This window comes from Streptomyces sp. NRRL S-646 (genome assembly GCF_000720765.1).
In the GTDB taxonomy this organism is placed as follows: domain Bacteria; phylum Actinomycetota; class Actinomycetes; order Streptomycetales; family Streptomycetaceae; genus Streptomyces.
This window is the reverse complement of record NZ_JODC01000010.1, coordinates 297,695-320,872: the sequence shown is the minus strand read 5'-3', so window position 1 is coordinate 320,872 and position 23,178 is coordinate 297,695. Positions and strand designations below refer to the sequence as shown.

General features: G+C 72.5%; 19 protein-coding genes and 1 pseudogene. 12 read left to right on the top strand and 8 right to left on the bottom strand.

Features of this window, described 5'->3' with window-relative positions; all coding sequences use genetic code 11:
* The first annotated feature begins 193 nt into the window (after positions 1 to 193).
* From IH68_RS50205 to IH68_RS0127270, 4 genes and pseudogenes are all read left to right on the top strand, one after another.
* Positions 194 to 2,315: pseudogene (locus tag IH68_RS50205) on the top strand (ArnT family glycosyltransferase).
* Between the two features lie 140 nt (positions 2,316 to 2,455).
* Entirely contained in the window at positions 2,456 to 3,412 is a 957-nt protein-coding gene (locus IH68_RS0127280) for a daunorubicin resistance protein DrrA family ABC transporter ATP-binding protein (RefSeq protein WP_030940033.1), read from the top strand.
* The gene (locus tag IH68_RS0127275) at positions 3,409 to 4,206 is read left to right on the top strand and encodes an ABC transporter permease (protein WP_030940031.1); all 798 of its coding nucleotides are present in this window, start codon (positions 3,409 to 3,411) and stop codon (positions 4,204 to 4,206) included. Before IH68_RS0127280 ends, IH68_RS0127275 begins: the two co-directional genes overlap by 4 nt.
* A gap of 57 nt (positions 4,207 to 4,263) precedes the next feature.
* On the top strand, positions 4,264 to 5,490 hold the full coding sequence (locus tag IH68_RS0127270) for a cytochrome P450 (RefSeq protein ID WP_030940029.1): 1,227 nt from the start codon (positions 4,264 to 4,266) through the stop codon (positions 5,488 to 5,490).
* Here the strand turns inward: IH68_RS0127270 and IH68_RS0127265 are convergent.
* The 4 genes from IH68_RS0127265 to IH68_RS0127250 form a co-directional block, all read right to left on the bottom strand.
* Positions 5,480 to 8,629, bottom strand: coding sequence for an ATP-binding protein (locus tag IH68_RS0127265; protein ID WP_030940027.1), 3,150 nt, complete (start codon positions 8,627 to 8,629; stop codon positions 5,480 to 5,482). The genes IH68_RS0127270 and IH68_RS0127265 overlap by 11 nt on opposite strands.
* A gap of 147 nt (positions 8,630 to 8,776) precedes the next feature.
* Positions 8,777 to 9,517: an FAD:protein FMN transferase gene (locus IH68_RS0127260; RefSeq protein WP_030940025.1), complete on the bottom strand. Its 741-nt coding sequence runs from the start codon at positions 9,515 to 9,517 to the stop codon at positions 8,777 to 8,779.
* 4 nt (positions 9,518 to 9,521) lie between these two features.
* A complete protein-coding gene (locus IH68_RS0127255; RefSeq protein ID WP_030940023.1) occupies positions 9,522 to 10,217 on the bottom strand; it encodes an FMN-binding protein in 696 nt (231 codons plus the stop codon).
* 19 nt (positions 10,218 to 10,236) lie between these two features.
* Positions 10,237 to 11,574 carry a ferric reductase-like transmembrane domain-containing protein gene (locus IH68_RS0127250; protein ID WP_030940021.1) on the bottom strand — a complete coding sequence of 446 codons (1,338 nt, stop codon included), beginning with the start codon at positions 11,572 to 11,574 and terminating at the stop codon, positions 10,237 to 10,239.
* Positions 11,575 to 11,726: 152 nt separating this feature from the next.
* Here IH68_RS0127250 and IH68_RS0127245 point away from each other — a divergent pair, with 152 nt between their 5' ends.
* The 4 genes from IH68_RS0127245 (at position 11,727) to IH68_RS0127230 (ending at position 15,441) form a co-directional block, all read left to right on the top strand.
* Complete coding sequence (locus IH68_RS0127245; RefSeq protein WP_030940019.1) at positions 11,727 to 12,416, top strand: response regulator transcription factor; 690 nt, start codon at positions 11,727 to 11,729, stop codon at positions 12,414 to 12,416.
* Entirely contained in the window at positions 12,413 to 13,852 is a 1,440-nt protein-coding gene (locus IH68_RS0127240) for a sensor histidine kinase (RefSeq protein WP_030940018.1), read from the top strand. Before IH68_RS0127245 ends, IH68_RS0127240 begins: the two co-directional genes overlap by 4 nt.
* A gap of 87 nt (positions 13,853 to 13,939) precedes the next feature.
* Entirely contained in the window at positions 13,940 to 14,941 is a 1,002-nt protein-coding gene (locus IH68_RS0127235; protein WP_030940016.1) for an NAD-dependent epimerase/dehydratase family protein, read from the top strand.
* A 194-nt stretch (positions 14,942 to 15,135) separates the two neighbouring features.
* Positions 15,136 to 15,441, top strand: a complete 306-nt coding sequence (locus IH68_RS0127230) for a hypothetical protein (RefSeq protein WP_030940014.1) — start codon at positions 15,136 to 15,138, stop codon at positions 15,439 to 15,441.
* A gap of 4 nt (positions 15,442 to 15,445) precedes the next feature.
* Here the strand turns inward: IH68_RS0127230 and IH68_RS0127225 are convergent, their stop codons facing one another.
* Both IH68_RS0127225 and IH68_RS0127220 read right to left on the bottom strand, forming a co-directional pair.
* Entirely contained in the window at positions 15,446 to 16,558 is a 1,113-nt protein-coding gene (locus IH68_RS0127225; protein WP_030940012.1) for a sensor histidine kinase, read from the bottom strand.
* 2 nt (positions 16,559 to 16,560) lie between these two features.
* Positions 16,561 to 17,301, bottom strand: a complete 741-nt coding sequence (locus IH68_RS0127220; protein WP_037885252.1) for a response regulator transcription factor — start codon at positions 17,299 to 17,301, stop codon at positions 16,561 to 16,563.
* A gap of 112 nt (positions 17,302 to 17,413) precedes the next feature.
* Here IH68_RS0127220 and IH68_RS0127215 point away from each other — a divergent pair, with 112 nt between their 5' ends.
* The 3 genes from IH68_RS0127215 to IH68_RS0127205 all read left to right on the top strand — a co-directional run bounded on the left by IH68_RS0127215 (position 17,414) and on the right by IH68_RS0127205 (position 19,739).
* The gene (locus IH68_RS0127215) at positions 17,414 to 18,163 is read left to right on the top strand and encodes a glycosyltransferase family 2 protein (RefSeq protein WP_078912640.1); all 750 of its coding nucleotides are present in this window, start codon (positions 17,414 to 17,416) and stop codon (positions 18,161 to 18,163) included.
* A 5-nt stretch (positions 18,164 to 18,168) separates the two neighbouring features.
* Entirely contained in the window at positions 18,169 to 18,777 is a 609-nt protein-coding gene (locus IH68_RS0127210; protein ID WP_420719013.1) for a TIGR04282 family arsenosugar biosynthesis glycosyltransferase, read from the top strand.
* A 146-nt stretch (positions 18,778 to 18,923) separates the two neighbouring features.
* Positions 18,924 to 19,739 (top strand): class I SAM-dependent methyltransferase, encoded by an 816-nt coding sequence (locus IH68_RS0127205; RefSeq protein ID WP_199931932.1) that lies wholly within the window; start codon positions 18,924 to 18,926, stop codon positions 19,737 to 19,739.
* Positions 19,740 to 19,962: 223 nt separating this feature from the next.
* Here IH68_RS0127205 and IH68_RS0127195 read toward each other — a convergent pair whose 3' ends face one another.
* On the bottom strand, positions 19,963 to 20,424 hold the full coding sequence (locus IH68_RS0127195; protein WP_030940001.1) for a hypothetical protein: 462 nt from the start codon (positions 20,422 to 20,424) through the stop codon (positions 19,963 to 19,965).
* The gene (locus IH68_RS0127190) at positions 20,424 to 21,659 is read right to left on the bottom strand and encodes a molybdopterin-dependent oxidoreductase (RefSeq protein WP_030939999.1); all 1,236 of its coding nucleotides are present in this window, start codon (positions 21,657 to 21,659) and stop codon (positions 20,424 to 20,426) included. Before IH68_RS0127190 ends, IH68_RS0127195 begins: the two co-directional genes overlap by 1 nt.
* 114 nt (positions 21,660 to 21,773) lie before the next feature.
* Here IH68_RS0127190 and IH68_RS0127185 point away from each other — a divergent pair, with 114 nt between their 5' ends.
* Positions 21,774 to 23,123, top strand: a complete 1,350-nt coding sequence (locus IH68_RS0127185) for a hypothetical protein (RefSeq protein WP_030939996.1) — start codon at positions 21,774 to 21,776, stop codon at positions 23,121 to 23,123.
* The last annotated feature ends 55 nt before the right edge of the window (positions 23,124 to 23,178 follow it).

Genomic DNA, 23,178 nt, shown 5'->3' with positions numbered 1-23,178 from the left:
TCGGTCTGGGCAGTTGCAGGCAGAGTCTAGACCTCCTGTGTTTCGCGTTTCCTTCGGGAGTTTGGCCAGATCCGGCCCCAGCCTCGGTATCCGCCCTCACCCGGCTGTGCCCAACCTGTGAGTCCGCTGATTCTCACCCTTCGCTCAGAACGCGCTCAGTGATCCCACAGGCGGGGCCCCGATGGTCATGGCCATGAACGAGACGACCCTCGCCCCGCCTCCCGCGCCCGCCCAGGAGGGCAGGCACCGGGCCGCCGCCCCGCCCGTCGCGTCCCGTGCGAGAAGGCTGTTCGCCGGCGCCCCCGAGGACCCGCGCTGGGCCCGCCCCGCCCTGTGGGCGATCCTGGTCCTGGCCACGGCCCTGTACGCCTGGAACCTTGTCCTCGATCACCGGCAACACCTTCTACAACGCGGCCGTCTACTCCGGCACCAAGAGCTGGAAGGCGTTCTTCTTCGGCGCGCTGGACTCCGGCAGCTTCATCACGGTCGACAAACCGCCGTTCGCGCTGTGGGTGATGGGCCTGTCGGCCCGCGTCTTCGGATACGGCACCTGGCAGTTGATGCTGCCGATGGTGGCGGTCGGCACGGGCTCGGTGGCACTTCTGTACCGGCTGGTCAAGCGGGACTTCGGAGTCGTGGCCGGCGCGATCGCCGCGCTCACGCTCACCCTCACGCCCATCACGGTCGCCATCAACCGTGACACCAACCCGGACCCGATCCTCGTCTTCCTGATGCTGCTCGGCGCCGCCGCCCTGCTGAAGGCCGTGCGCTCCGGCCGGCTGATGCCGCTGGTGTGGTCCGGCGTCGCGATCGGCTTCGCCTTCAACACGAAGATGATGCAGGCGTACGTCGTGCTGCCCGCGTTCTTCCTGGTGTATCTGTGGGCCGCGAACATCTCGCTGGGGCGCCGGGTGCGCAACCTGGCCGTCGGCACGGTGGCGTTGATCGCCTCCAGCGCCTGGTGGATGGTGATCGTCGACCTGATTCCGGCTGCGGACCGGCCCTACATCGGCGGCTCGACGGACAACACCGTCTGGGACCTCGTCATCGGCTACAACGGCTTCGGCCGTATCTTCGGGGCGAGTTCGTCGGTCGGCTCGCAGGGCAACGGTGCGAGCTTCGGTGGCAGCGCGAGCACCTACCGGATGTTCAACGACATCATGGGCGGCCAGATCTCCTGGCTGATCCCCTTCGCCGCGATCGCCCTCGTCGGCGGGCTGGTGCTGCGCGGCCGGGCCCCGCGTACGGACGCCAGGCGGGCGGCGCTCATGCTCTGGGGCGGCTGGTTCGTCCTGCACTACCTGACGTTCTCCCTGGCCGAGGGCACCTTCCACCCGTACTACGTCACCGCCATGGCCCCCGGTATCGCGGCGCTGGCCGGTGCGGGCGGGGTCATGCTGTACCGCGCCTTCAAGGAAGGCTCGGCGGCGGTGGGGGTCCCCCCGCGCGAGCGGATTCGAGCGTGGGGGAGGGCCTGGGTGCTGCCGGCCGCGGTCGCGGTCAGCTCGGTCTGGGCGGTCGTCCTGCTCCAGCGGGTCTCCGGCTCCGGCACGATCTACACGGTCGCGGAGATCGTCGTCGGCCTCGCGGGGGCGGCAGCCGTGCTCGGTCTACTGGTCGGACGGTTCATGCGGCGGCAGAAGCTGGTCGGCTTCGCGGCGCTGGCCGCGATCGTGGCCCTGCTCGCCGGGCCCTCCGCGTACTCCGCCTCCGCAGCGACCACCGCGAGCAGCAACGGCACCAACCCGACGGCCGGGCCAGGCACCGGGGGCGGTATGGGCGGCGGTCCGAGCGGCAGCAAGGGCGGTGCGCCGAGCATGAGCGGCAGCAAGCCCAGTGGGAACGCCCCAAGTGGCTCCGGAAGCTCCGGTGGACAGTCCATGGGGCAGCCGCCCTCCGGTACGGGAAGCACCGGCACCAAGGCAAGCAGCGAGTCGCAGACCGGTCGTACCGCCGGAGGCATGGGCGGCGGCATGGGCGGTCAGGTCAGCTCCGCGATGGTCACGTACCTGAAGAAGCACCAGGACGGCGCCACCTGGCTTGTGGCGGTGGCCACCGACCAGACCGCGTCCTCGATCATCCTGGAGTCCGGTCAGCCGGTGATCTCCATGGGCGGCTGGTCCGGCAGCGACAACGCGATGACGCTAACCAAGCTCAAGGGCCTGGTGAAGTCGGGCAAGCTGCACTACATCGTCGTCAGCAGTCAGGGCGGCCAGGGCACCAACTCCGAGATCTCGACCTGGGTCAAAAAGCACGGCGCGGCCGTGAGCGCCTACAGCGGCCTGTACCGCCTGGACGCCTCCGACGTCAGCTGACCTCCATCCCCCCCAACGGGCGGGCCGCCGGACTCCCCTACCGGCGGCCCGCCCTTTCCCATGCCCGGGTTTCAGTGGGTCCGGCTCGCTGAAACCGCAGTGAAGCCGTCCTGAATCCGGTGTCCCGCACGCTCTGCGGCATGAACCCGACGACACCACCGGCCATCGAGGCCACCGGCCTCCGCAAGGCGTACGGCGACAAGGTCGTCCTCGACGGCATCGACCTGCACGTCCCGCGCGGCACGGTCTTCGCGCTGCTCGGTCCGAACGGAGCCGGCAAGACCACCACCGTCCAGATCCTCTCCACCCTGATCCGCGCCGACGGCGGCGAGGCCCGGGTCGCCGGGCACGGTGTCGCCGCCGCACCGCAGGCCGTACGGGCCGCGATCGGCGTCACCGGCCAGTTCTCCGCCGTCGACAACCTGATCACCGGCGAGGAGAACATGGCGCTCATGGCGGACCTGCACCACCTCCCCCGCCCGGAGGGCAGGCGCGTCACCGCCGAACTCCTGGAGCGCTTCGACCTGTTGGAGGCCGCGCAGAAGCCCGCCGCCACCTACTCGGGCGGTATGCGGCGGCGCCTCGACATCGCGATGACACTCGTCGGCTCCCCCGAGGTGATCTTCCTCGACGAGCCGACCACCGGTCTCGACCCGCGCTCCCGGCACACCATGTGGCAGATCATCCGCGATCTCGTCGACGGCGGAGTCACCGTCTTCCTCACCACGCAGTACCTGGAGGAGGCCGACCAGCTCGCCGACCGCATCGCGGTGCTCAGCGGCGGCCGGATCGTCGCCGAGGGCACACCGGACGAGCTCAAGCGTCTGGTCCCCGGCGGCCACGTCCGGCTCCGGTTCCTCGACCCCGCTCAACTCGACCGCGGCGCCGAGGTGCTGGGCCTCGGACTGCGCGACGACGAGGCGCTGACCCTCCAGGTCCCCGGCGACGGCAGCGTGCGCACCCTGCGCGCCCTGCTCGACGTCCTCGACAGCGCCCGCGTCGACGTCGACTCCCTGACCGTGCACACCCCCGACCTCGACGACGTCTTCTTCGCGGTCACCGACCGCCCCGGCCACGAGAAGGTGCAGGCCCGATGACCACCGCCGCCCCGCCCGCCCCGCACGTCCGCGACTCGCTCACCATGCTGCGGCGCAATCTGCTGCACGCCCGCCGCTACCCCTCGATGACGCTCCAGGTCGCGCTCATCCCCGTCTTCCTGCTGCTCCTGTTCGTGTACGTCTTCGGTTCGGCGCTCGGCGCCGGAATCGGCCAGGGCGGCGGCCGCACCGCGTACCTGGCCTACCTCGTCCCCGGCATCCTGCTGATGACCGCGGGCACCGGGAGCGTGCCGACGGCGGTCGCCGTGTGCACGGACATGACCGAGGGCATCGTCACCCGCTTCCGCACGATGGCGATCTCCCGGGCGTCGATCCTGGTCGGCCATGTCGTCGGCAGTGTCATCCAGTCGGTGTTCAACCTGGTCCTGGTGACCGCCGTCGCCCTCGCCATCGGCTTCCGTCCCGACGCGAGCCCCTTGGAGTGGCTGGCGGCCGGCGGGCTGCTCCTGCTCTTCGTCTTCGGCCTGACCTGGCTGTCGGTCGCCCTCGGGCTGATCAGCAGGACGCCGGAGGGGGCCAGCAACGCCCCGCTGCCGATCTCGTTCCTGCTGCCCTTCGTCAGCAGCACCTTCGTACCGGTCGGCTCGATGCCGTCCTGGATCCGCTGGTTCGCCGAGTACCAGCCGTTCACCACGGTCATCGAGACCCTGCGGGGACTGCTGACCGGAACAGGGATCGGGCACAACGGCTGGATGGCGGTGGCGTGGAGCGTGGGGATCGCGGTCCTCGGGTTCGTATGGTCGCTCCGCCTGTTCGACCGCGACCCCAGCTGACTCCTCGTCAACTACTGGAAGCTGCCCCCTCTTCGACTACTGGAAAAGGCAACCGACATGACCACCACTGCCGTCCATCTCACCCCCGAACTCGTCGAGAACCCCGTCGGCGCCTACGCCGCCCTGCGCACCCGGCCCGGCCTCGGCCACGTCGTCCTCCCCGGCCTGGACACCGCCGTACGGCTCGTCACCCGCCACGAGGACGTGAAGGCCGCGCTCACCGAACCGCGTCTGGTCCGGGACCGCTCGACGATCCCGGACTCCGAAATGCCTGATCCGCAGGCCGAGTTGCTGGCCCAGGGGACAGACGGCCTCCCGCCCGAGTACGCGCAGTACCTCTCGGGCCACCTGGCGCTCTTCGACGGCGACGAGCACACCAGACGCCGCAACCCGCTCACCCGCGCCTTCACCGCCCGCCGGGTCGCCGCACTGCGCCCCTTCGTGGAGAAGACCGCACAGGAGCTGATCGAGACCCTCGCCGGGCGCGAACAGGCCGATCTGCTGGGCGAGTTCGCCTACCCGCTGAGCACCGCCGTCATCTGCGCGCTCGTCGGCGTGGACGCGGCCGACCAGGACAAGGTCTGCGGATGGATCCGGGACTTCGCGTACGGCGACGGCAGCCGCGTCCTCGAAGGGCTCGGCGGTGTCGTGCAGTACACCAAGGACCTGGTGGCCCGGCGGCGTGCGGAGCCCGCGGACGACCTGGTGTCGGCGCTGCTGGCGGACGGCGGGATGACCGACGACGAGATCGTCACCGTCTTCTTCCTGCTGATCAACACCGGGATCACCCCGCCCGCCCTGTTCCTCGCCCACGCCGTCCTGGCACTCCTCGACCACCCGGACCAGCTGGAGCGGCTGCGCGCCGAGCCCGAGCTGCTGGGCCGGGCGGTTCCCGAACTCCTGCGGTACGTCACCCTGGTGCGCATGGGCGCCACGCTGTACGCCACCGAGGACTTCGTGTTCGCCGGCACCCGGCTGAGGATGGGCGAGGCGGTGACGGTCGCGCTGTTCGCCGCGGACCACGACCCGGCCGCGTACGACGCCCCCGAACACCTCGACGTGACGAGGGAGTTCGGCCGCGGGGACGGGCACCTGGCGTTCGGCCACGGCCCGCACTACTGCATCGGCGCGGCGCTCGGCCGACTCGTGACGGGCGTGGTGTTCGAGGAACTGCTGGTACGGCGGTCAGCGGCACCGGAGCTGGCCGTGGACCGCGCGGACGTGCAGTTCGGGCACTGGCCCGGCGACGGGTTCCATCTGCTGAACCTGCCCGTCAGGCTGTGAGCCCGGCCCGCACCAGGCCGAGTGCGACCTCGCGCAACCCGTCCCCGTCCAGGGCGGCGTACGTGGACTCCGCGTCCTCGTACGCCGCCTTGTCGGCGTTCTGGGCGGCCTCGCGGGCGTGCTCCGAGGACATCGTGGGCTGGAAGTTGCGCAGGGCGCGGAAGCGTTCGGCGAGGGCGGTCAGCCGCGCCCCGCGCCCGCTCTCGCCTGCCGCGAGGGCGACCGTGGCCAGGGCGAGCAGCATGGCGCCGCACACCGGGTACTCGGCGGTGACATGCTGCGGGGCCGGCCTGGGACGGGTCAGCAGGGTGGTGAGGCGGCCGGGCAGCGCCGCGGCCAGGGGAGCCACCAGGTCGGTGCGACCGTGCCGGGCGTGTGCGACGAGGGCGACCGACTGGAGCTCCAGCACCCAGCCCTCCATGAGGAGTTCGTCGCCGAAGACCGGGGCCGCGCGGCCGTTCTCCAGCCGTTCCAGGGCCCGGCGCCACAGGCCGAGCCCGGTCTCGACGTCGCCGCGGGCGAGGGCCATCTCGGCCCGGGCGCCCAGGTCGGGGGTGAAGGCGTCGGAGCCGGCGCCCTCCGGCTGGTGCCGCAGCGCCTCCTCCAGCCAGTGCTCGGCGGCGTCGAGGTCGCCGGTCTGCAGATGGGCGAGCATCAGGCCCCACCGCATGCCGATCGCGTCGTTCCACTCGCCGAGGCTCTCCAGGGCGTCCAGTGCCGCCCGCAGGTGGACCAGGGCCTCGGCGCCGCGCTCGGTCTGCAGGCAGAGTTCGGCGAGCCGGGAGGCGGGCCAGATCCGCAGCAGCGGGATGTCCCGGTCGCCGAGCAGTTCGACCATGCGGCGGGCGGCGGCGAGGGCGAGGTCCGGCCGGTGCTCGCCCTCCCACACGTAACTGGCGACGCAGCCGGCGACGCCCGCGAGCAGCGGCTGCTCGGCGGCGCACAGTTCGGCCAGCGCGTCCCGGTCCGTGAGCACCTGTGGGAAGGCCCGCAGCACCGCCGCGACGGCCCGCACCAGGGTGTCCGGCTCGGCGGGCGGCAGGCGGCGCAGGGTGACCAGGGTGCGGGCGGCACCCGGCCCGACGCCCAGGAACAGGTTGGCGGCCAGCAGAGCGGCGGCGGTGCGGGTCGGCTCTACGTATGCGGGGCCGGGCCGGTAGTGGGACAGCGGCCGGGCGCAGTCCTCGGTGAGGGCGATCAGCCGGGGGTAGTGGGCCTCCGTGGTCCACAGGCCGGCGAGTACGGCGGAGATCGCGGCGACGGTGTCGAGGTCCTCGCGGGCCAGCGCAAGCCGGAGCGCGTGGACGAGGTTGTCCTGCTCGGCGCGGATCAGCTGCCAGGAGGCGAAGGGACGGGCGCCGAAGGGGGCGTCGTGGTGGGCGACCCCGAAGTCCCTGGCCCAGCCGAGGAACCGCTCCGTGACGGCGGCCTCCTCGCCGGCCCGCTCCCGGTGGGCGGCGGCGAACTCCCGTACTGTCTCCAGCATCCGGAAGCGGGTGCCGTGCGCGGTGTCGGCCACCTTGAGCAGCGACTGGTCGACGAGATCCGCCAGGACCTCCAACGCGTCGAAGCCGTCGGCGAGTTGCTCCGCGGCGTCGGCGGTGAAGCCGTCCGGGAAGACGGACAGGGAGCGCAGGGCGCACTGTCCCTCCTCGTCGAGGAGGTTCCAGCTCCAGTCGACGACGGCGTGCAGGGTGCGGTGGCGCTGGGGGGTGTCGCGGGGGCCGCCGCGCAGCAGCGCGAAGCGGTCCTCCAGACGGCGGGCGATCTCGGCGACCGACATCACCCGCACGCGGGCGGCGGCGAGTTCGGCGGCCAGGGGCAGGCCGTCGAGGCGGCGGCAGAGGGCGGCCACGGTGTCGGCGGGCAGGTCGGCGTCGGGCCGGGCGGCACGGGCACGCTGCTCGAACAGCTCGACTGTGGTGGCGAGGTCCAGCTCGGGCAGCGGGTAGACGGTCTCGGAGGTCAGGCCGAGCGGGGCGCGGCTGGTGGTGAGGACGCGCAGGTCCCTGGTCCGCGACACCAGGGCCTGCACGAGGTCGGCGACCCCTCGGACCACCTGTTCGCAGTTGTCCAGGACGAGCAGGGCGGGCCCGGAGCCCAGGGCACCCACGATCCCGGCGACCGCCTCGCCGCCCGCGGCGGCCCGCAGGCTCTCGCCGACGCCCAGTGCGGAGGCGACCTCGGCGGCGACATCGGAGTCCTGGCGGACACCGGCGAGCGGCACCAGGTGCACGACGCGCTGCTCGGCGTCCCGGGCGACGGCGCTCGCCAGGCGGGTCTTGCCGAGGCCGCCGGGTCCGACGACCGAGGTCACGCGGGCGCTGTGCAGCAGCCGGGTGACGGCGGCGACATCGGCGTCCCGGCCGAGGAGGGGGTTGGGCTCGTGCGGTACCCCCCGCCGTACGACGGGGGCCTCGCCACGCAGCAGTTCCTGGTGGAGTTCCTGGAGGGCGGGCCCGGGGTCGGTGCCGAGTTCGTCGCGCAGGCGGCGGCGGTGGGCGTCGTACGTGGCCAGGGCGGCGGCAGGTCCCGCGACGGCCGCCCGGCAGCGCATCAGTTCGAGGAGCAGTTCCTCGTCGTGGGGCCGTTCGGCGGCCAGTTCGGTGAGCGGGCCGACGGCTTCGTCCCGGCGGCCGGTGCGGGCGAGGGAGAGTGCGCGGCAGCGGACGAGCGCGCGGTGGGTCACGGCTCGCTCGGCGCGCAGCTCGCCGACGGGATCACCGAAGCCGCCCGCTTCCTCGACCGGGGCGCCGTCCCACAGCCCGAGCCCCTCCTCCGCCTCGGCGAGGGCACCCGCGTGGTCCCCCGCACGCGCCTTCTCGGCGCAGGCGGCGGCGAACAGCAGGACGGCGGAGGTGTCGACCTGGTCCTCGCGCAGGGCGAGCCGGTAGCCGGTGGGGGTGCTGGCGATGACCTCGGCGCCGAGCTGACGGCGGGCCCTGGACACCAGGATCTGCAACGCCTTGACCGGGTTCTCGGGCTGCTCGTCCGGCCACAGCCCGTCGACGAGCCACCCGGCACCGCACCCCGCCCGCAACTCCCCCGCCAGCAGCGCGAGCAGTCCCCGCAGCCGGGGTGCGGTGATCTCCTGCCCCCGGTGGGCGACGGACGGCAGCAGCGTCAACTCGATGGTCACCGCGCCAGGTTAGTCAGTCTTGCAGCCCGTCCGGCGTTTGAGGACGAGGCCGTTCAGGCCGAAGCGGGGGTCTGGGGGGGCGCAGCCCCCAGGGTCGGGACGGGAAGGGGCGGCGGGGGCGAAAAACCAATGGAGGGCGGCTGTCGGTCACGCCGCCGCCGAGGCCTCCCCCGCGACCGGAAACCCCTCCGTCCGCAGCACCTGCCCCCCGGCGTCCACGGCGAACACCTCGCAGCCCGGCAGCAAGGCGGCCCACTCGATGCCCTGCACGCCCATCGCGAACGCCGCCGTCGCAACCGAGTCGGCCTCGGTCAGGGTGGCGGCCACGACGGTCAGGCTGAGCAGCCCGGTCGCCGGGAGTCCCGTACGGCCGTCGATGATGTGGTCGCCGCGTTCGTAGCGCGCGGAGGTCGCGACCGCCCCGTCGGTGAGCTCGAGGACGGTGCACAGCTTGTCGGCGTGTTCGGGGTGGCGTACGCCGACCCGCCAGGGGCCGCCGGCGGCGACCACGTCACCGCCGGCGTTCAGGACGAACCTCTTCGCGCCGGCCGCCTTCAGCAGCTCCGCCGCCCGCTGCACCGACCAGCCCTTGACCACCGCACAGGGGTCTAGCCCGCGGCCGGGCAGCCGTACGTCGAAGGCTCCGCCCGTCGCGATCCGGTAGTGCTCGCACAGGTCGAGGACCTCGACGAGGTCGTCGCTGAGCTCGTGGGAGGCCAGCTCGCCCCGGCCGTGGCGGGACACCTCGCTGTCGGGCTTGAACGGGCTGAACCGGGCGTCGACCTCGCGCAGCCACGCGAAGACCGCGTCGGCGGCCGACTCCGGGACGTCCTCGTCGTCGACCCGGAGCGAGACGGGGAAGCTCATGACGTGTTCGACGCGGTGCATCGGATCAGCCCTTCGCGTCGATCGCGGCCTGGAGTGACTTCTTGTAGGCCTCGCTGGTGATCGTCGCACCCGACACCGTGTCGATGTCCGCGCTCTGCGCCTTCAGCGTCTCCGCCACCAGCTTCGGCACCGCGGCCGCGGTCTGCGGATGGTTCGGCTGCTGCAGCATCTTCACAGCCGTGATCTCATCGCCGGAGAACGTCACCTGGACCTGCACGGGGCCCTTGTCGGTGTTCAGCAGCGAACCCGACACCGTCTGCGCGGCGGAGGCGGAAGAGGCGGAGGCCGAGGGAGACGCGGACGTCTTCGCGCTCGCACCGTTCGAGTCGATCGCGGCCTGGAGGGACTTCTTGTAGGCCTCGCTGGTGATCGTCGCGCCGGACACGGTGTCGATGTCCGCGCTCTGCGCCTTCAGCGTCTCCGCGACCAGCTTCGGCACCGCGGCCGTGGTCTGCGGATGGTTCGGCTGCTGCAGCATCTTCACAGCCGTGATCTTGTCGCCGGAGAAGGTCACCTGGACCTGCACAGGCCCCTTCTCCGTGTTGATCGTCGTGCCCTTGACGATCGTGCCGGAGGAGGATCCGGACGATGTCGACGCCGACTCGGCCGTGGACGTGGTACCGCCGACGGACGGCTCGTAGCGCCAGACCGGGACCAGGCCCGCGATGCTGAGGACGACGACAGGTATGGCTCGCTTCACGATGTCTTTCCCGTCTTCCTCATCCGGCCAGGCTGAAGCGCTCGAAGTGGATCTGCTGCTTGGGCACGCCCAGGTCGTCCAGGCTGCGCAGCACCGCGTTCATCATCGGCGGCGGCCCGCACAGGAAGACGTCCCGCTCGCCGATGTCCGGCACCAGCCGGGCCAGCTCGCGCGGCGCCAGCTTGTCGGGGAGGGCCGGTCCGGTCACCAGGTGCAGCTCGGCGCCTTTGGCGAGGGCGAGTTCACGCAGCTCGTCGTAGAGGACGGCGTCGCGGTCCGAGGCCACGCGGTAGATGACGACCGCATGGCCCTCGATGTCCTCCAGGATGGCCCGGATGGGGGTGACACCGACACCGCCCGCGATCAGCAGGGACTCGGGCTTCGTGCGGTGCAGCGTGGTGAAGGCGCCGTAGGGCCCCTCGGCGAACACGCGCGTGCCGACCTTCACATGCCGCAGGGCCGCGCTGCCGTCGCCCGCAGCCTTGGCGGTGAGGCGCAGGGTGCGGCCGTCGGGGGCGGCCGAGAGGGAGAAGGGGTTCGCCTGCCACCAGCGGTCGCGGGTCAGGAACCGCCACAGGAAGAACTGGCCGGCCTGCGCGGGCATCCGGTCCAGGTCGCGCCCGGTCATGTAGATCGAGACGACGTTGTCGGACTCGTGGACGACCGCGGAGACACGCAGCTGGTGGCGCAGGTTCCGCCACAGCGGCAGCACGAGGCGGCCGAGGACCACCGCGCCGAGGGCCACGCCCCACACGCCGTACCAGTACGTCTTGGCGGCGGACGACGCGGTGAACGTCGTACCGACCGCGACCTGGTGCGTGAACGCGAGCACCACGGCGACGTAGGTGTAGAGGTGGATGAAGTGCCAGGTCTCGTAGGCGAGGCGGCGGCGGGCGTAGCGGGCCGAGACGGCGCCGACCACGAGGATGATGCCGAGCGCGACGATCGTGCGGAGCACGCCCTCCGTCGTCTCGGCGAGGTCCACGAGCTCGCTGATCGGGCCGACGCCCGCGCCGTCGGCGTAGCCGAAGCTGATGAAGACGGCGTGCGCCAGCAGCGTCCACAGCAGGGCGAAGCCGGTCCAGCGGTGCCAGGAGGTCAGCCGGTCCATGCCGATCCGGCGGTCGAGCCAGGGCAGTCGGGCCACCAGCACCAGCTGGAAGGCCATGACGAGGGCGCCGTACAGGCCGGCAAGGCGGCCGATGACGATCAGGGCGTTGGAGGCGAAGCCCGCCTGGGCGAAGAAGTAGGCGACCACGGCCGCGTTCGCGGCGAGCACGGCGTACAGGCCCGCGCGGGCCACCACCCTGGGGCGTATCGCCGTGGGGGGCGCAGGGGCTGATTGGACGGTCGTCACGGGACGGCAGCTCCTTGATCGGATCCTGGGGTACCGAGCTTGGCTGGCGGGAGCTGTCGATAACCTGTCGTACAACTTACAAGTACTTATCGATGTGCCGGCTGTGTGCCCGACCACATGGCCAGGCCGGTCGCGTACCGCACTATGAGCGGGTGGAAAAAGTACGCCTCCTGGTCGTGGACGACGACCCGCCCATCGCCGATCTCGTCGCGACCGTGGCCCGTTACGAGGGCTGGGACGCGGTCACCGCGAACTCCGGTGAGGAGGCGCTGCGGCTGGCCGGGGAGTTCCGCCCGGACATAGTGGTGCTCGACCTGATGCTGCCCGACGTGGACGGCTTCGGCGTCCTGGACCGGCTGCGCGGCTCGGGCACGATGGTGCCCGTGGTGTTCCTGACCGCTCGGGACGGCGTCGCCGACCGGGTGGCGGGCCTGACCCGGGGCGGTGACGACTACCTGGTCAAGCCGTTCGCGGTGGAGGAGCTGATGGCCCGGCTGCGCACGGTGCTGCGGCGCAGCGCCGGACCCGGTTTCCAGCGGTCCGTCCTCCAGGTCGCGGACCTGACGATGGACGAGGACACCCGTGAGGTGCGGCGCGCCGACAAGCTGCTCACGCTCACCCCCACCGAGTACGAGGTGCTGCGCTTCCTGATGCGCAAGTCGCCGACCGTGATGACCAAGGCGCAGATCCTCGACCATGTGTGGGAGTACGGCTTCGGGGGCCGCTCGAACGTCGTCGAGCTGGTCGTCAGCCGGCTGCGCCGCAAGCTCGACGACACGGGGGAGCCGCTGATCCAGACGGTACGGGGCTTCGGGTACGTGATCCGGCAGGCGGCCGAGTGATCCGCCGGTTCCTGCAGTCGTACCGGAGGCTGCGGCTCGGCACCCGGCTGGCGCTGGGACTCGGGGTGCTGGCGCTTGTGGTGTTCGCCGTCGTCGGCACGGCCCTGACGACGTATATGCGGGACTACCTGTCGAACCAGCTCGACGACCAGCTGGGGCTCGCCCAGGTCGCGCAGTCCAGGAGCATCGCGGAGACCGGCACGCTCGCGGGCAAGAAGTACTGGGGCTGGTACTACGCGGTGTACGACGTGTCGCACGGCTCCCCCGTGCTCCGCAAGCCAGAGGAGCCGAGCGACCTGCCCAAGGACGTCGCCGGCCTCACCGCCGTGGCCAAGGCGCAGATCTCCGCGGACACGGAGGTGCTGCGCACCGAGGACATCGCGGGCCAGGGCGAGTACCGGCTGCGCAGCTGCGAGGTCAAGCCCGGCCTGATCCTGGTCAGCGGGGCTCCGACGGACGACATCGACGACACGGTACGGCGGCTGGTCACGGTCCAGGTGGTCGCCTTCGGGCTGGCCCTGCTGGCGCTGGTGCTGGCGGGCCGGCGGATGCTGCGGCGGGGCCTGAACCCGCTGAGCGACATGGCCCACACCGCCCACGGCATCGCCTCCCACGACTTCACCGAGTCGGCGGCCCGGCTGCCGCTGCGCGCCGACAAGCGGGGCGGCGGCCCGGAGGTCGAGGAGCTGCGCACCGCCTTCAACACCATGCTGGAGCACATCGACGACTCCCTCGCGGTCCGCGCGGAGGCGGAACAACGCCTGCGCCGTTTCGTCGCGGACGCCTCGCACGAGCTGCGCACGCCCCTGATGTCCGTACGGGGCTACGCGGACCTCTTCCAGTACGCCGCCGCCAACGCCCCCGAGGAACGGGACAAGCACCTGGCCCGGCTGCGCGCCGAGGCGGCCCGGATGGGCGTTCTGCTGGACGATCTGCTGCTGCTCGCGCGCCTGGACGCGGCGGAGGTGGACGCGCCGCTGCGGATGCAGGACACGGATCTGGTGGAGCTGGTGGACGAGGCGGCCGCGGCTTTCCGGGCGAGCCATCCGCAGCGCCCCCTGAAGGTGACGTCAGGCCCGCCCTCGCTGAAGCTGCGTCTGGACCCGCACCGCATCCGCCAGGTCCTGGACAACCTGCTCACCAACGCGGCCGTGCACACGCCGGCCGGTACGCCGGTGTCGATGGCGGTCGAGGTGGCCGGAGACCAGGCCGTCGTACGGGTCGAGGACGCCGGCCCCGGCATTCCGGCCGCCGACCAGGAGCGGGTCTTCGACCGCTTCTACCGCGTCGACAAGGCCCGCACCCGGGACCGCGGCGGCAGCGGGCTCGGGCTGTCGGTCGCCCGTTCCCTGGTCCGCGCCCACGGCGGCACGATCGAGCTGCGCAGTGAACCGGGGTCGACGGTGTTCACGGTGTCACTGCCGGCGCGCGGCTAGCTGCGGGGGGCGCGGAGGTCTTACGGACCCGTGACGTCCCGGGCGCGGCCCACGTGTCCCGCCTGTTCACGGCCCTAGCGTGGCCGCATGCGAGTACTGGTCACCGGCGGTGCCGGGTTCATCGGGTCCCAAGTCGTGCGGGCACTGGAGGCACACGGGCACGAGCCCGTCGTGTACGACGTCCGGGCCGATCCCGCCTCGGACGTACGCAGCCCCACGGCCGCCCGCCGCGCCCTCACCGGTGTCGATGCCGTGTGCCACCAGGCGGCGATGGTCGGGCTCGGCACCGGCTTCGCGGACGCGGCCGACTACGTCTCCCACAACGACCTCGGCACCGCCGTCCTGCTCACCGCCATGGCCGAGGCGGGCGTACGGCGGCTTGTGCTCGCCGGGTCGATGGTGGTCTACGGCGAGGGACGGTACGGCTGCCCGCGGCACGGGGTGGTACGGCCGGGCCCGCGCACCGTGGCCGACCTGGACGCGGGCCGCTTCGAACCGCCGTGCCCGGTGTGCGGCGCCGAACTGTCGCCCGGCCTGGTCGTGGAGGACGCCCCGGTCGACCCGCGCAATGTGTACGCGACGACCAAGCTCACCCAGGAGCATCTGGCGGCGGCGTGGGCACGCGCCACGGGCGGTTCGGCGGTGTCGCTGCGCTACCACAACGTGTACGGGCCGGGGATGCCCCGCGACACCCCGTACGCGGGCGTCGCCTCCTTCTTCCGCTCGGCGCTGGCCCGCGGCGAGTCCCCGCGGGTCTTCGAGGACGGCCGTCAGCGGCGGGACTTCGTGCATGTGCGGGACGTGGCCGCGGCCAACGTGGCGGCACTGGAGGCGGGTTCCCGCGAGGGGGCTCTGACCGCGTACAACACGGGCAGCGGCGAGGTGCACACGGTCGGCGAGATGGCCCGTGCGCTGGCCGCGGCGTACGGCGGCCCGGAGCCGGTCGTCACCGGGGAGTACCGGCTGGGCGACGTACGGCACATCACGGCGGACTCGGCGCGGCTGCGGGCCGAGCTGGGCTGGAAGGCCGAGGTGGGCTTCGAGGAGGGCATGCGGGAGTTCGCGCGGGCCGGAATGCGTGACACGTAGGCCCTGGACGGACCCCCCGATGGACCGGTGGTGCTGCCCGCATTCACGAAGCGGCAGCGGGCAGCACCACCACAAACGGGGCCGCCGGGGATGCCGGAGTTCACGCGGACGCACTGAGCGTGTCCACGCCTGGACGACGTCGTTGTCGTCGATCATGGCGCTGTTCGGCACAAATCAGTTGAAAGGACCGCAGAATGCTCCGGCGTACTCTCAAGCCCTCCCGCACCCGGATCGCCGCACTGCTCACCGCACCGGTGGCCGGCGTGTTCCTCCTCGCCCCGTCGGCGTTCGCGGACACGCCGCCGCCCGGCGAGAAGATCGACAGCAGCGAAGTCATCGACAGGGCCTGCAAGCACGCGAGCGAGGACTCCGAGGACGGCGCGGGTCCGTCCTGCGAGAAGCTCATCGCACCGCTCCTCTCGCATGCCATCGGCCCCGGGAGCGGGCTCACCTGCCGCAGCGTGTCGCCGACCGACATCGAGTGCCGCCCCGAAAGGTGACCTTTCACGCCTCCGCGACCGGCAGGGTCACCTCGAACCGGCAGCCGCCCGGGATGTTGCGGACGCTCGCCCGTCCCTGGTGCGCCTCCACGATGCCCCGCACGATGGCGAGGCCGAGTCCCGCGCCCGCAGGGGGAGTCCGGGCATGCGTGCCCCGCCATCCGGTGTCGAAGACGCGGGGCAGGTCATCCTCCGGGATGCCGCCGCAGGCGTCCGTCACGGACACGACCACACCGTCCGGCGTGCGCTCCGCGGCGATCGCCACCGTGCCGTCGGCCGGAGTCCGCCGGATGGCGTTGACCAGCAGATTGCCCAGCACCCGGCTCATCTCCCTGCCGTCCACCTCGACCGGTAGTGGCTCGACCCGGGTGCCGACCAGCCGTACGCCGTGCTCGCGGGCCAGGGGGTCGGCGCCCGCGAGTGCGTCGCCGACGAGGTCGTAGAGGGAGATCCGGCTGGGGCTGAGCGCCAGTGTGCCCGCGTGGATGCGGGAGAGTTCGAAGAGGTCGCCGACCATGTCGTTGAGCCGCTCGACCTCGGTGCGGATCTGTTTGAGGTAGCGGCCGGGGTCGGCGGCGACGCCGTCCTCCAGGGCCTCGGACATGGCGCGCAGTCCGGCAAGGGGGGTGCGCAGGTCGTGGGAGATCCAGGCGACCAGTTCGCGGCGGGAGGACTCCAGGGCGCGTTCGCGTTCCCGGGACTCGGCGAGTTTGGCGCTGGTGGCCTCCAACTCCCGGCTGAGGGCGGCGAGTTCGGCGGTGGCGGGACCGACGGGCGAGGTGAAGTCGCCGCCGTCGCCGAAGGAGCGGGCGGCGAGGGTGAGGGCGCGGCTGCGCGCGGCGACCCAGCGGCCGAGCAGCAGGGCGGTGGCCAGGGACACCACGGCGGCCATCGCGACGACGGTCGTGACGACCTTCAGGTCGTGCCCGGACAGGAACATGGCCTGCGCGACGGCGAGGGTGCCCGCGAACATCGCGGTGACGGCGACGGCGGCGACCACACCGAGGTGCAGGGCGAGCGAACGCCGCCGGATCAGCAGCAGCACACAGGCGCCGAGCAGTCCGGCCGCGGCGGCGCCGAGGAAGGCGAACAGGGCGATGAGGAGGTTGTCGTGCATGGTCACGCCTCCGCTCGGGAGACGTCTTCAGAGGCGCCTTGGGAGCCGTCGAAGCGGTAGCCGACGCCCCACACGGTCTGGATCAGCCGGGGCCTGGCCGGGTCGTCCTCGACCTTGCCGCGCAACCGTCGCACATGGACGGTGACGGTCGACAGGTCGCCGAAGTCCCAGCCCCACACCTCGTGCATCAGGTCCTCGCGGCTGTAGACCCGGCCGGGGTGCCGCAGGAAGAAGGCGAGGAGGTCGAACTCCCGGATGGTGAGGGCGAGTTCGGCGCCGTTCTTGAGGGCACGGCGGGACGCCGGGTCGACGCAGAGCCCGGCCGCCCGCAGCAGGCCCGAAGGCTGGGAGGGCCGGGTGCGGCGCAGCACGGACTCGACGCGCAGGACCAGCTCGCGGGGGCTGAACGGCTTGGTGACGTAGTCGTCGGCGCCGACCTCCAGACCCAGGATGCGGTCGTCCTCGTCGCCGCGCGCGGTGAGCATGATGACCGGCACCGGTCCGTGCCCCCGCATCCGCCGGCACACCTCCAGGCCGTCCATGCCGGGCAGCATCAGATCGAGGACGACGAGGTCCGGCCAGTGGGCGGCGGCGCGGGCGAGCGCGTCGGGCCCGTCGCCGGCCCGGTCCACGACATACCCGGCGCGGTCGAGGTACCCGGTGACGACCTCGGCGACGGTGGGGTCGTCGTCCACGACGAGCACCCGGGCGCCGCCGCCCTGTCCGTACTGCTGCTGCTCCATGGAGCCAGCCTCGCACCGCGCACGCGCATACGCCGCCGTCCGGACCTGACGTCCGTGTTTCGTAAGGAGCCGAAGTCCGGTTTGCCCGATTCTCATTCGTAGGGTGAGTGCCGTGACGCCCCCTACCGACAAAGACGTATCCGACGTACGAGACGTACGAGAACCGGGCGCGACGTCCGTGGACGTCGTACTCCCCTGCCTCGACGAGGCCGCGGCCCTGCCCTGGGTGCTGGACCGCATCCCGCCCGGCTGGCGTGCGGTCGTCGTGGACAACGGTTCCACCGACGGCTCGGCGGACATCGCCCGCGCGCTCGGCGCGAGTGTCGTGCACGAGGCGCGGCGCGGCTTCGGTGCCGCCTGCCATGCGGGGCTGACGGCGGCCACGGCGGACGTCGTCTGCTTCTGCGACTGCGACGCCTCGCTGGACCCGGCCGACCTGGTGCCGTTCGCGAAGCGGATCCGGGCCGGTGAGGCCGACCTGGTGCTGGGCCGGCGCCGGCCGCGGACGCGTGGCGCCTGGCCGCTGCACGCCCGCGCGGGCAACCTCGCCCTCGCGCGTCTGCTGCGCCGCCGCACAGGTCTGCGGCTGCACGACCTGGGGCCGCTGCGGGCCGCCCGCCGGGAGCCGCTGCTTTCCCTGGACCTCACGGACCGCCGCAGCGGCTACCCCCTGCAGATGGTCGTGCGCGCCGCCGACGCGGGCTGGCGGATCGCCGAGTACGACGTTCCGTACCGCCCGCGCGCGGGTGCCTCCAAGGTGACCGGCACCTGGCGCGGCACCTGGCAGGCGGTGCGGGACATGAGCCGGGTCCTGGCCGAGCCGCCGGTGGAACCGCAGGTGCGCGAAGGAGTCCGCCCATGACCTCCCTGCCCACGCTCCTGGTCATCGCGAAGGAACCGAGGCCCGGGCGGGTGAAGACCCGGCTGACACCGCCCTTCACCCCTCGGGAGGCGGCCGCGCTCGCCGAAGCGGCGCTGGCGGACACGCTGGACACCGTCGCACGGGCCCCGGCCCACCGCCGGGTCCTGGTGCTGGAGGGTGAACCGGGCCCCTGGCTGCCGCCCGGCTTCGAGGTCGTGCGGCAGTGCCCGGGCGGCCTCGACGAACGCCTGGCCGCGGCGTTCGCGGGCTGCGAAGGGCCTGCCCTCCTGATCGGCATGGACACGCCTCAGGTGACCCCGGAGCTGCTGAACGTGGACTTCGCCGACTGCGACGCGTACTTCGGGCCCGCGGAGGACGGCGGCTTCTGGGCCCTGGGCCTGGCCGACCCGGACCCGGCGCTCCTTCTCGGCGTCCCGATGTCGACACCCCACACGGGCGCCGTCCAGCGCGCCCGGCTGGAAGGACTTCGAGTACGGGACCTGCCGCGCCTGCGGGACGTCGATACGGCCCACGACGCCGAACGGGTCGCCAAGACCGCACCCACCGGCCGCTTCGCGGCCCAGCTGGCACACCTCGCGGCGGCGGACCGATGAGCGGCGCCCCAGAGCTGACGACACGGATCGGACGCCAGCCGGGCACCGGCACAGCACACTCCCGACCGGCCCAGCAGACGGCCGGCTCCCCATCGGAGACGCGACCGCCGAACGCAGGCGCCGACGCCGACGCAGCGAGCGGCCCCATGGCCCTCCGAAGCCCGGCCGCGGAGGCCGACAGCTCCGGCATCGACGCCCCGTTGCGTCACGCACCGGGCCCCTCCACAGTCCGCCGGCGCCCCGGCGCCGTCCCTCCGGCGCCACTCGCCCCCGCGGACGACGGCACCTGGTCCGCCGACCCTTATGCCTACGCCCTGCGGACCGGCCGCGGCCCGCTGTTCCTGCGCCGTGCCGACGGCTGGCTGCTACTGCTGGAGGTCGAGCGGTGGTGTGCGGAGGCCGATGCCGTCGATCTGGAGGTGCTGCGGCGGTGTGAGGGCGCCGTGCTCGACGTGGGGTGCGGGCCCGGGCGGCTGGTCGTCGCCCTGGGCGCGCGGGGGCTGCCGGTACTCGGTATCGACGTGAGTGAGGCGGCCGTCGCCCGGACGGTCGCCCTCGGCGGACAGGCGCTGCGCCGCTCCGCCTTCGAGCCGCTGCCCGCCGAGGGCCGGTGGGGGACCGCACTCCTGCTCGACGGCAATGTCGGCATCGGCGGCGACCCGCGCACCCTGCTCGACCGCATGGCCCAACTACTCGCCCCCGGCGGCCTGTTGATCGCCGAGACGGTCCCGGACCCGGACGTCGACGAGCGGGTCCGGGTGCATGTCACCGACGCGCGAGGCGCCGCCGGCAGCCCCTTCCCGTGGGCCCGGCTCGGCACGCCGGCCCTGCTGCGGCACGCGCGCCGCGCGGGCTGGCATGCCGCCGACCAGTGGACAGCCGGCGGCCGCTGCTTCGTCGCCCTGCGCAGCCGCAGCACACACAACACCGCCGTCACCGGCACCCGGCGGCCGAAAAAATAGCCACCGGCGGACAGGCCTGCGGCCGCGGAACACTTCGCCCCGCCAATGCCGACCGTCGACGATCGCCTCCGGTACCGGAGGCAGTGGCAGCCCGGTCTGCCCTTCGCCGACGGCGTCACCCATCATCACGCCTGAATCGTCGCGCTGGACGCTGCCCCACTCGAACTGGAAAACAGGCCGCCCCCCTGCAACACCCACACCACGACGGCACCCATGCCACCGATCAGTCGACAGCCGGCGGCCGCTGCCTCGGCGCCCTGCGCACCCGCAGCACGAACAACACCGCCGAGCCGCCGAAGAGTACGGCCGTCAGCAGTAGCCAGCGGGACAGGAAACGGTCCGCGGACAGGCCGGTGGCGGACGCGTAGCGCGCCGTCACCTGGCCGCTGATCAGCGGGAACCAGACCAGCAGAAGCAGCAGTGACAGCGCGGCCGGCACCCGGACGTACCCCACCCACCTGCGCCGCGGACCCGCCGCCAGCACGAGGGCGCGGTCCGCCGCCGCGTACAGCGGCAGCAGCACCAGGTCGTGCAGCAGCGCCGCCCCCACGAACCACAGCGCGACGCCGAACCAGTCCCCCGCGAGCAGTTGCACCCCCGCGTAGGCGGCGAGTGCGAACGAGCAGGCCAGCAGCAGGATCTGGAGCGGGCTGCCGAGCGGCAGCGCGAACCGGGGGCGCCTCATCACAGGTCTCCGAACGTCATCCGCGCCACCCACTTGGTGTTGAGCACACCGGGCGCTGCGGGCACGATGACCCGTGCCGGATGGCCGTGGTCGGGGGTCAGTTCCTCGCCGTTGACGAACAGGGCGAGCAGGGAACGCGGGTCGGCGACCTGGTTGGCGCGCAGGGCGGCCCGCCGGAACGCGCCGTGCCGTTGCAGCGACTCCACGAAGACGTCCGGGGGATCGCCGTCGTACCCCACGAGGGCCGCCAGGTCCCGCAGCCGCACGCCGCGCCACCACTGGTCGGAGGTCGACCAGCCCTCGACGCAGGCGATGGGCAACGCCGAGCTGTGGAGGGGCAGTCGGAGCAGTTCGGCGCGGCTGAGGCGGACGGTGCCCGTGCGCCCGGCGACGGTCAGCCGCCACGCCTCCTCGCTCCGCTCCGCCGCACTGATGCCGGCGTACGCGGCGGTCTTGTTGATCTGGAAGCCGCCCGGCCCGCTGCCAGGATCAGCGCCGTGCGGGGCGAGCACGGCGGACCACCGCAGCCCGTCGAAACCCTGCCCGACCGTAGTGCCGAACAGCAGCAGCGAGCCGCCTCCGACCAGCCCGAGGGCACCCCGCCGGGAGACGGTCGGCGGATCGGGGTCGGGGGACACCAACTCGCTTTCCTCCTCTGCCACTTGAGGTGGTTGACGCATACCGCGCAGATTGCGCAGGGCCGCCGGGGTCTTCAGCACCGCATGGGCGACGAACGCGGCGAAGAAGACCCAGGCGCCGTAGAAGTGCAGCGGGTAGAAGGAGCCGGGGAAGACGTAGTCGAGCTGGACGTTCAGCACACCGGTGACGAACTCGAACAGGCCGCCGCCGACCAGCAGCAGCAACGAGATCCGCTCCAGGGCGTGCGCGAGGGAGCGGGCGGGCGGCAGCGTGAACAGCTTCGGCACCACCGACCACAGCTTGGCCAGCAGGACGGGGATCAGGGTGATCCCGAGGGTGACGTGGACGCCCTGGGTGAGCCGGTACAGCCAGTGCGGATCGGTCGGCCAGGAGAAGAGATAGAAGCCGAGGATCCCCTTGTCGGGGGTCTTGTCGTTCACCCGCGCCAGGTCCGGGTTGTAGGCCGCGTACGACAGCAGTCCCGTCACGAACAGCACCGTGATGCCGCCGAGCAGGACGATGCCGAGGACCGAGGTGAACCAGGGGCCGCGAAGAGGGCTGCGCCAGAAGGAGGGCGAGAAGGGAGTCCGTCTCATGCCCCGACCGTAGGTCCGGACCGGCCCCGGAACGGCTCCGCGAACCATGACGAAACTCTGACGTCTGTGCATGTCAGCCGTCCGGGGGAGGCCCCGCGGCCTAGCGTGTGCGCCGTGAACCGCGACCTCCGCCGAGACCTGTACGCCGCCGCCGCAGCAGCGCTGCTCGTTGTGACCGCCGCGGTCGTCGGCACCGGCATCGAGCACCGCAACGGCTCACTCCGCGTCGGCTGGCCCCCGCTTCTGGCGACCTGGGAGCCGCACGTCGGCCCCGGCACCCCGGCGGCGATCGCCGTCGCGGTGGCCGTCGTGGCGTACGGCCCCGCCCTCGCCGCCCGCCTCCCCTGGCGCCCCCTGCTCCTCGCGACCTGGGGGACGGCACTGGCCTGGACGTGGTCCCTCGCCCTGGTCGACGGCTGGTACCGCGGCATCGCCGAACAGCTGACGACGCGATACGAATACCTGCGGGTCATCGACCGCTTCCACGACATCCCCGCCACCCTGCGGGACTTCACCCACCACATCATCGGCGGCCTCCCCGGCAGCTGGCCCGCGCACGTGGCCGGCCATCCCCCTGGAGCCACCGTCACCTTCGTCCTCCTCGACCACATCGGGCTGCGCGGCGGTGGCTGGGCGGGCGCCTTCGTCATCACCGTCGGTACGACCGCGACGGTGGCGGTCCTGGTCGCCGTACGGACACTGACCGACGACCACCTCGCCCGGCGCGCGGCCCCCTTCCTCGCCCTGGCCCCGGCGGCGGTGTGGGTGGGCACCTCCGCCGACGGTTACTTCACGGCGGTCGCCGCCTGGGCGGTCGCGTTCCTGGCTCTGGCGGTGACGGGCCACCACCCCCGCTGGACGGGCCTCGCCTCGGGCCTCCTCTTCGGCCTGACCGCCTATCTCTCCTACGGCCTCACCCTCTTCGCCCTGATCGCCGCCGCCGTCCTCCTCGGCAGCCTCCCCCACTCTCGGCTCCGCTCGAGCGGGGGGACCCCCATCCCCCGTCCCCTCCCCTTCCTCCTCGCCGGACTGGCAGTCGTCCCGGCCGTGTTCACGGCGCTGGGCTTCGACTGGTGGGAGGCCTACCACCTGCTGGTCACCCGCTACTACCAGGGCGCGGGCGGCGTCCGCCCGTACGGCTACTGGGTGTGGGCGAACCTCGCCTGCACGGTGTTCATCGTCGGCCCGGCCACCGCCGCAGGCCTGCGCCGCACGGCCACAACCCTCACCCACCGCACCCAGGCCCCCGCCTTCCGCCTCGCCGTCCTGGTGGCCGCCACCCTCCTCGCCCTCCTGATCGCCGACGCCTCCGGCATGAGCAAGGCGGAAACGGAGCGCATCTGGCTCCCCTTCGCAATGTGGCTACTGCCGAGCTGCGCATTCCTGACCGGGGCACGCGGCTGGCTCGCGGCACAGGGAGTACTCGCGCTGCTCGTCAATCACCTGCTGTTGACGGGCTGGTGACCATGCGGCCCTGGCGAGCTCCGGTGCGGTAACGCGCCCCAAAGGGGCGCGGGGC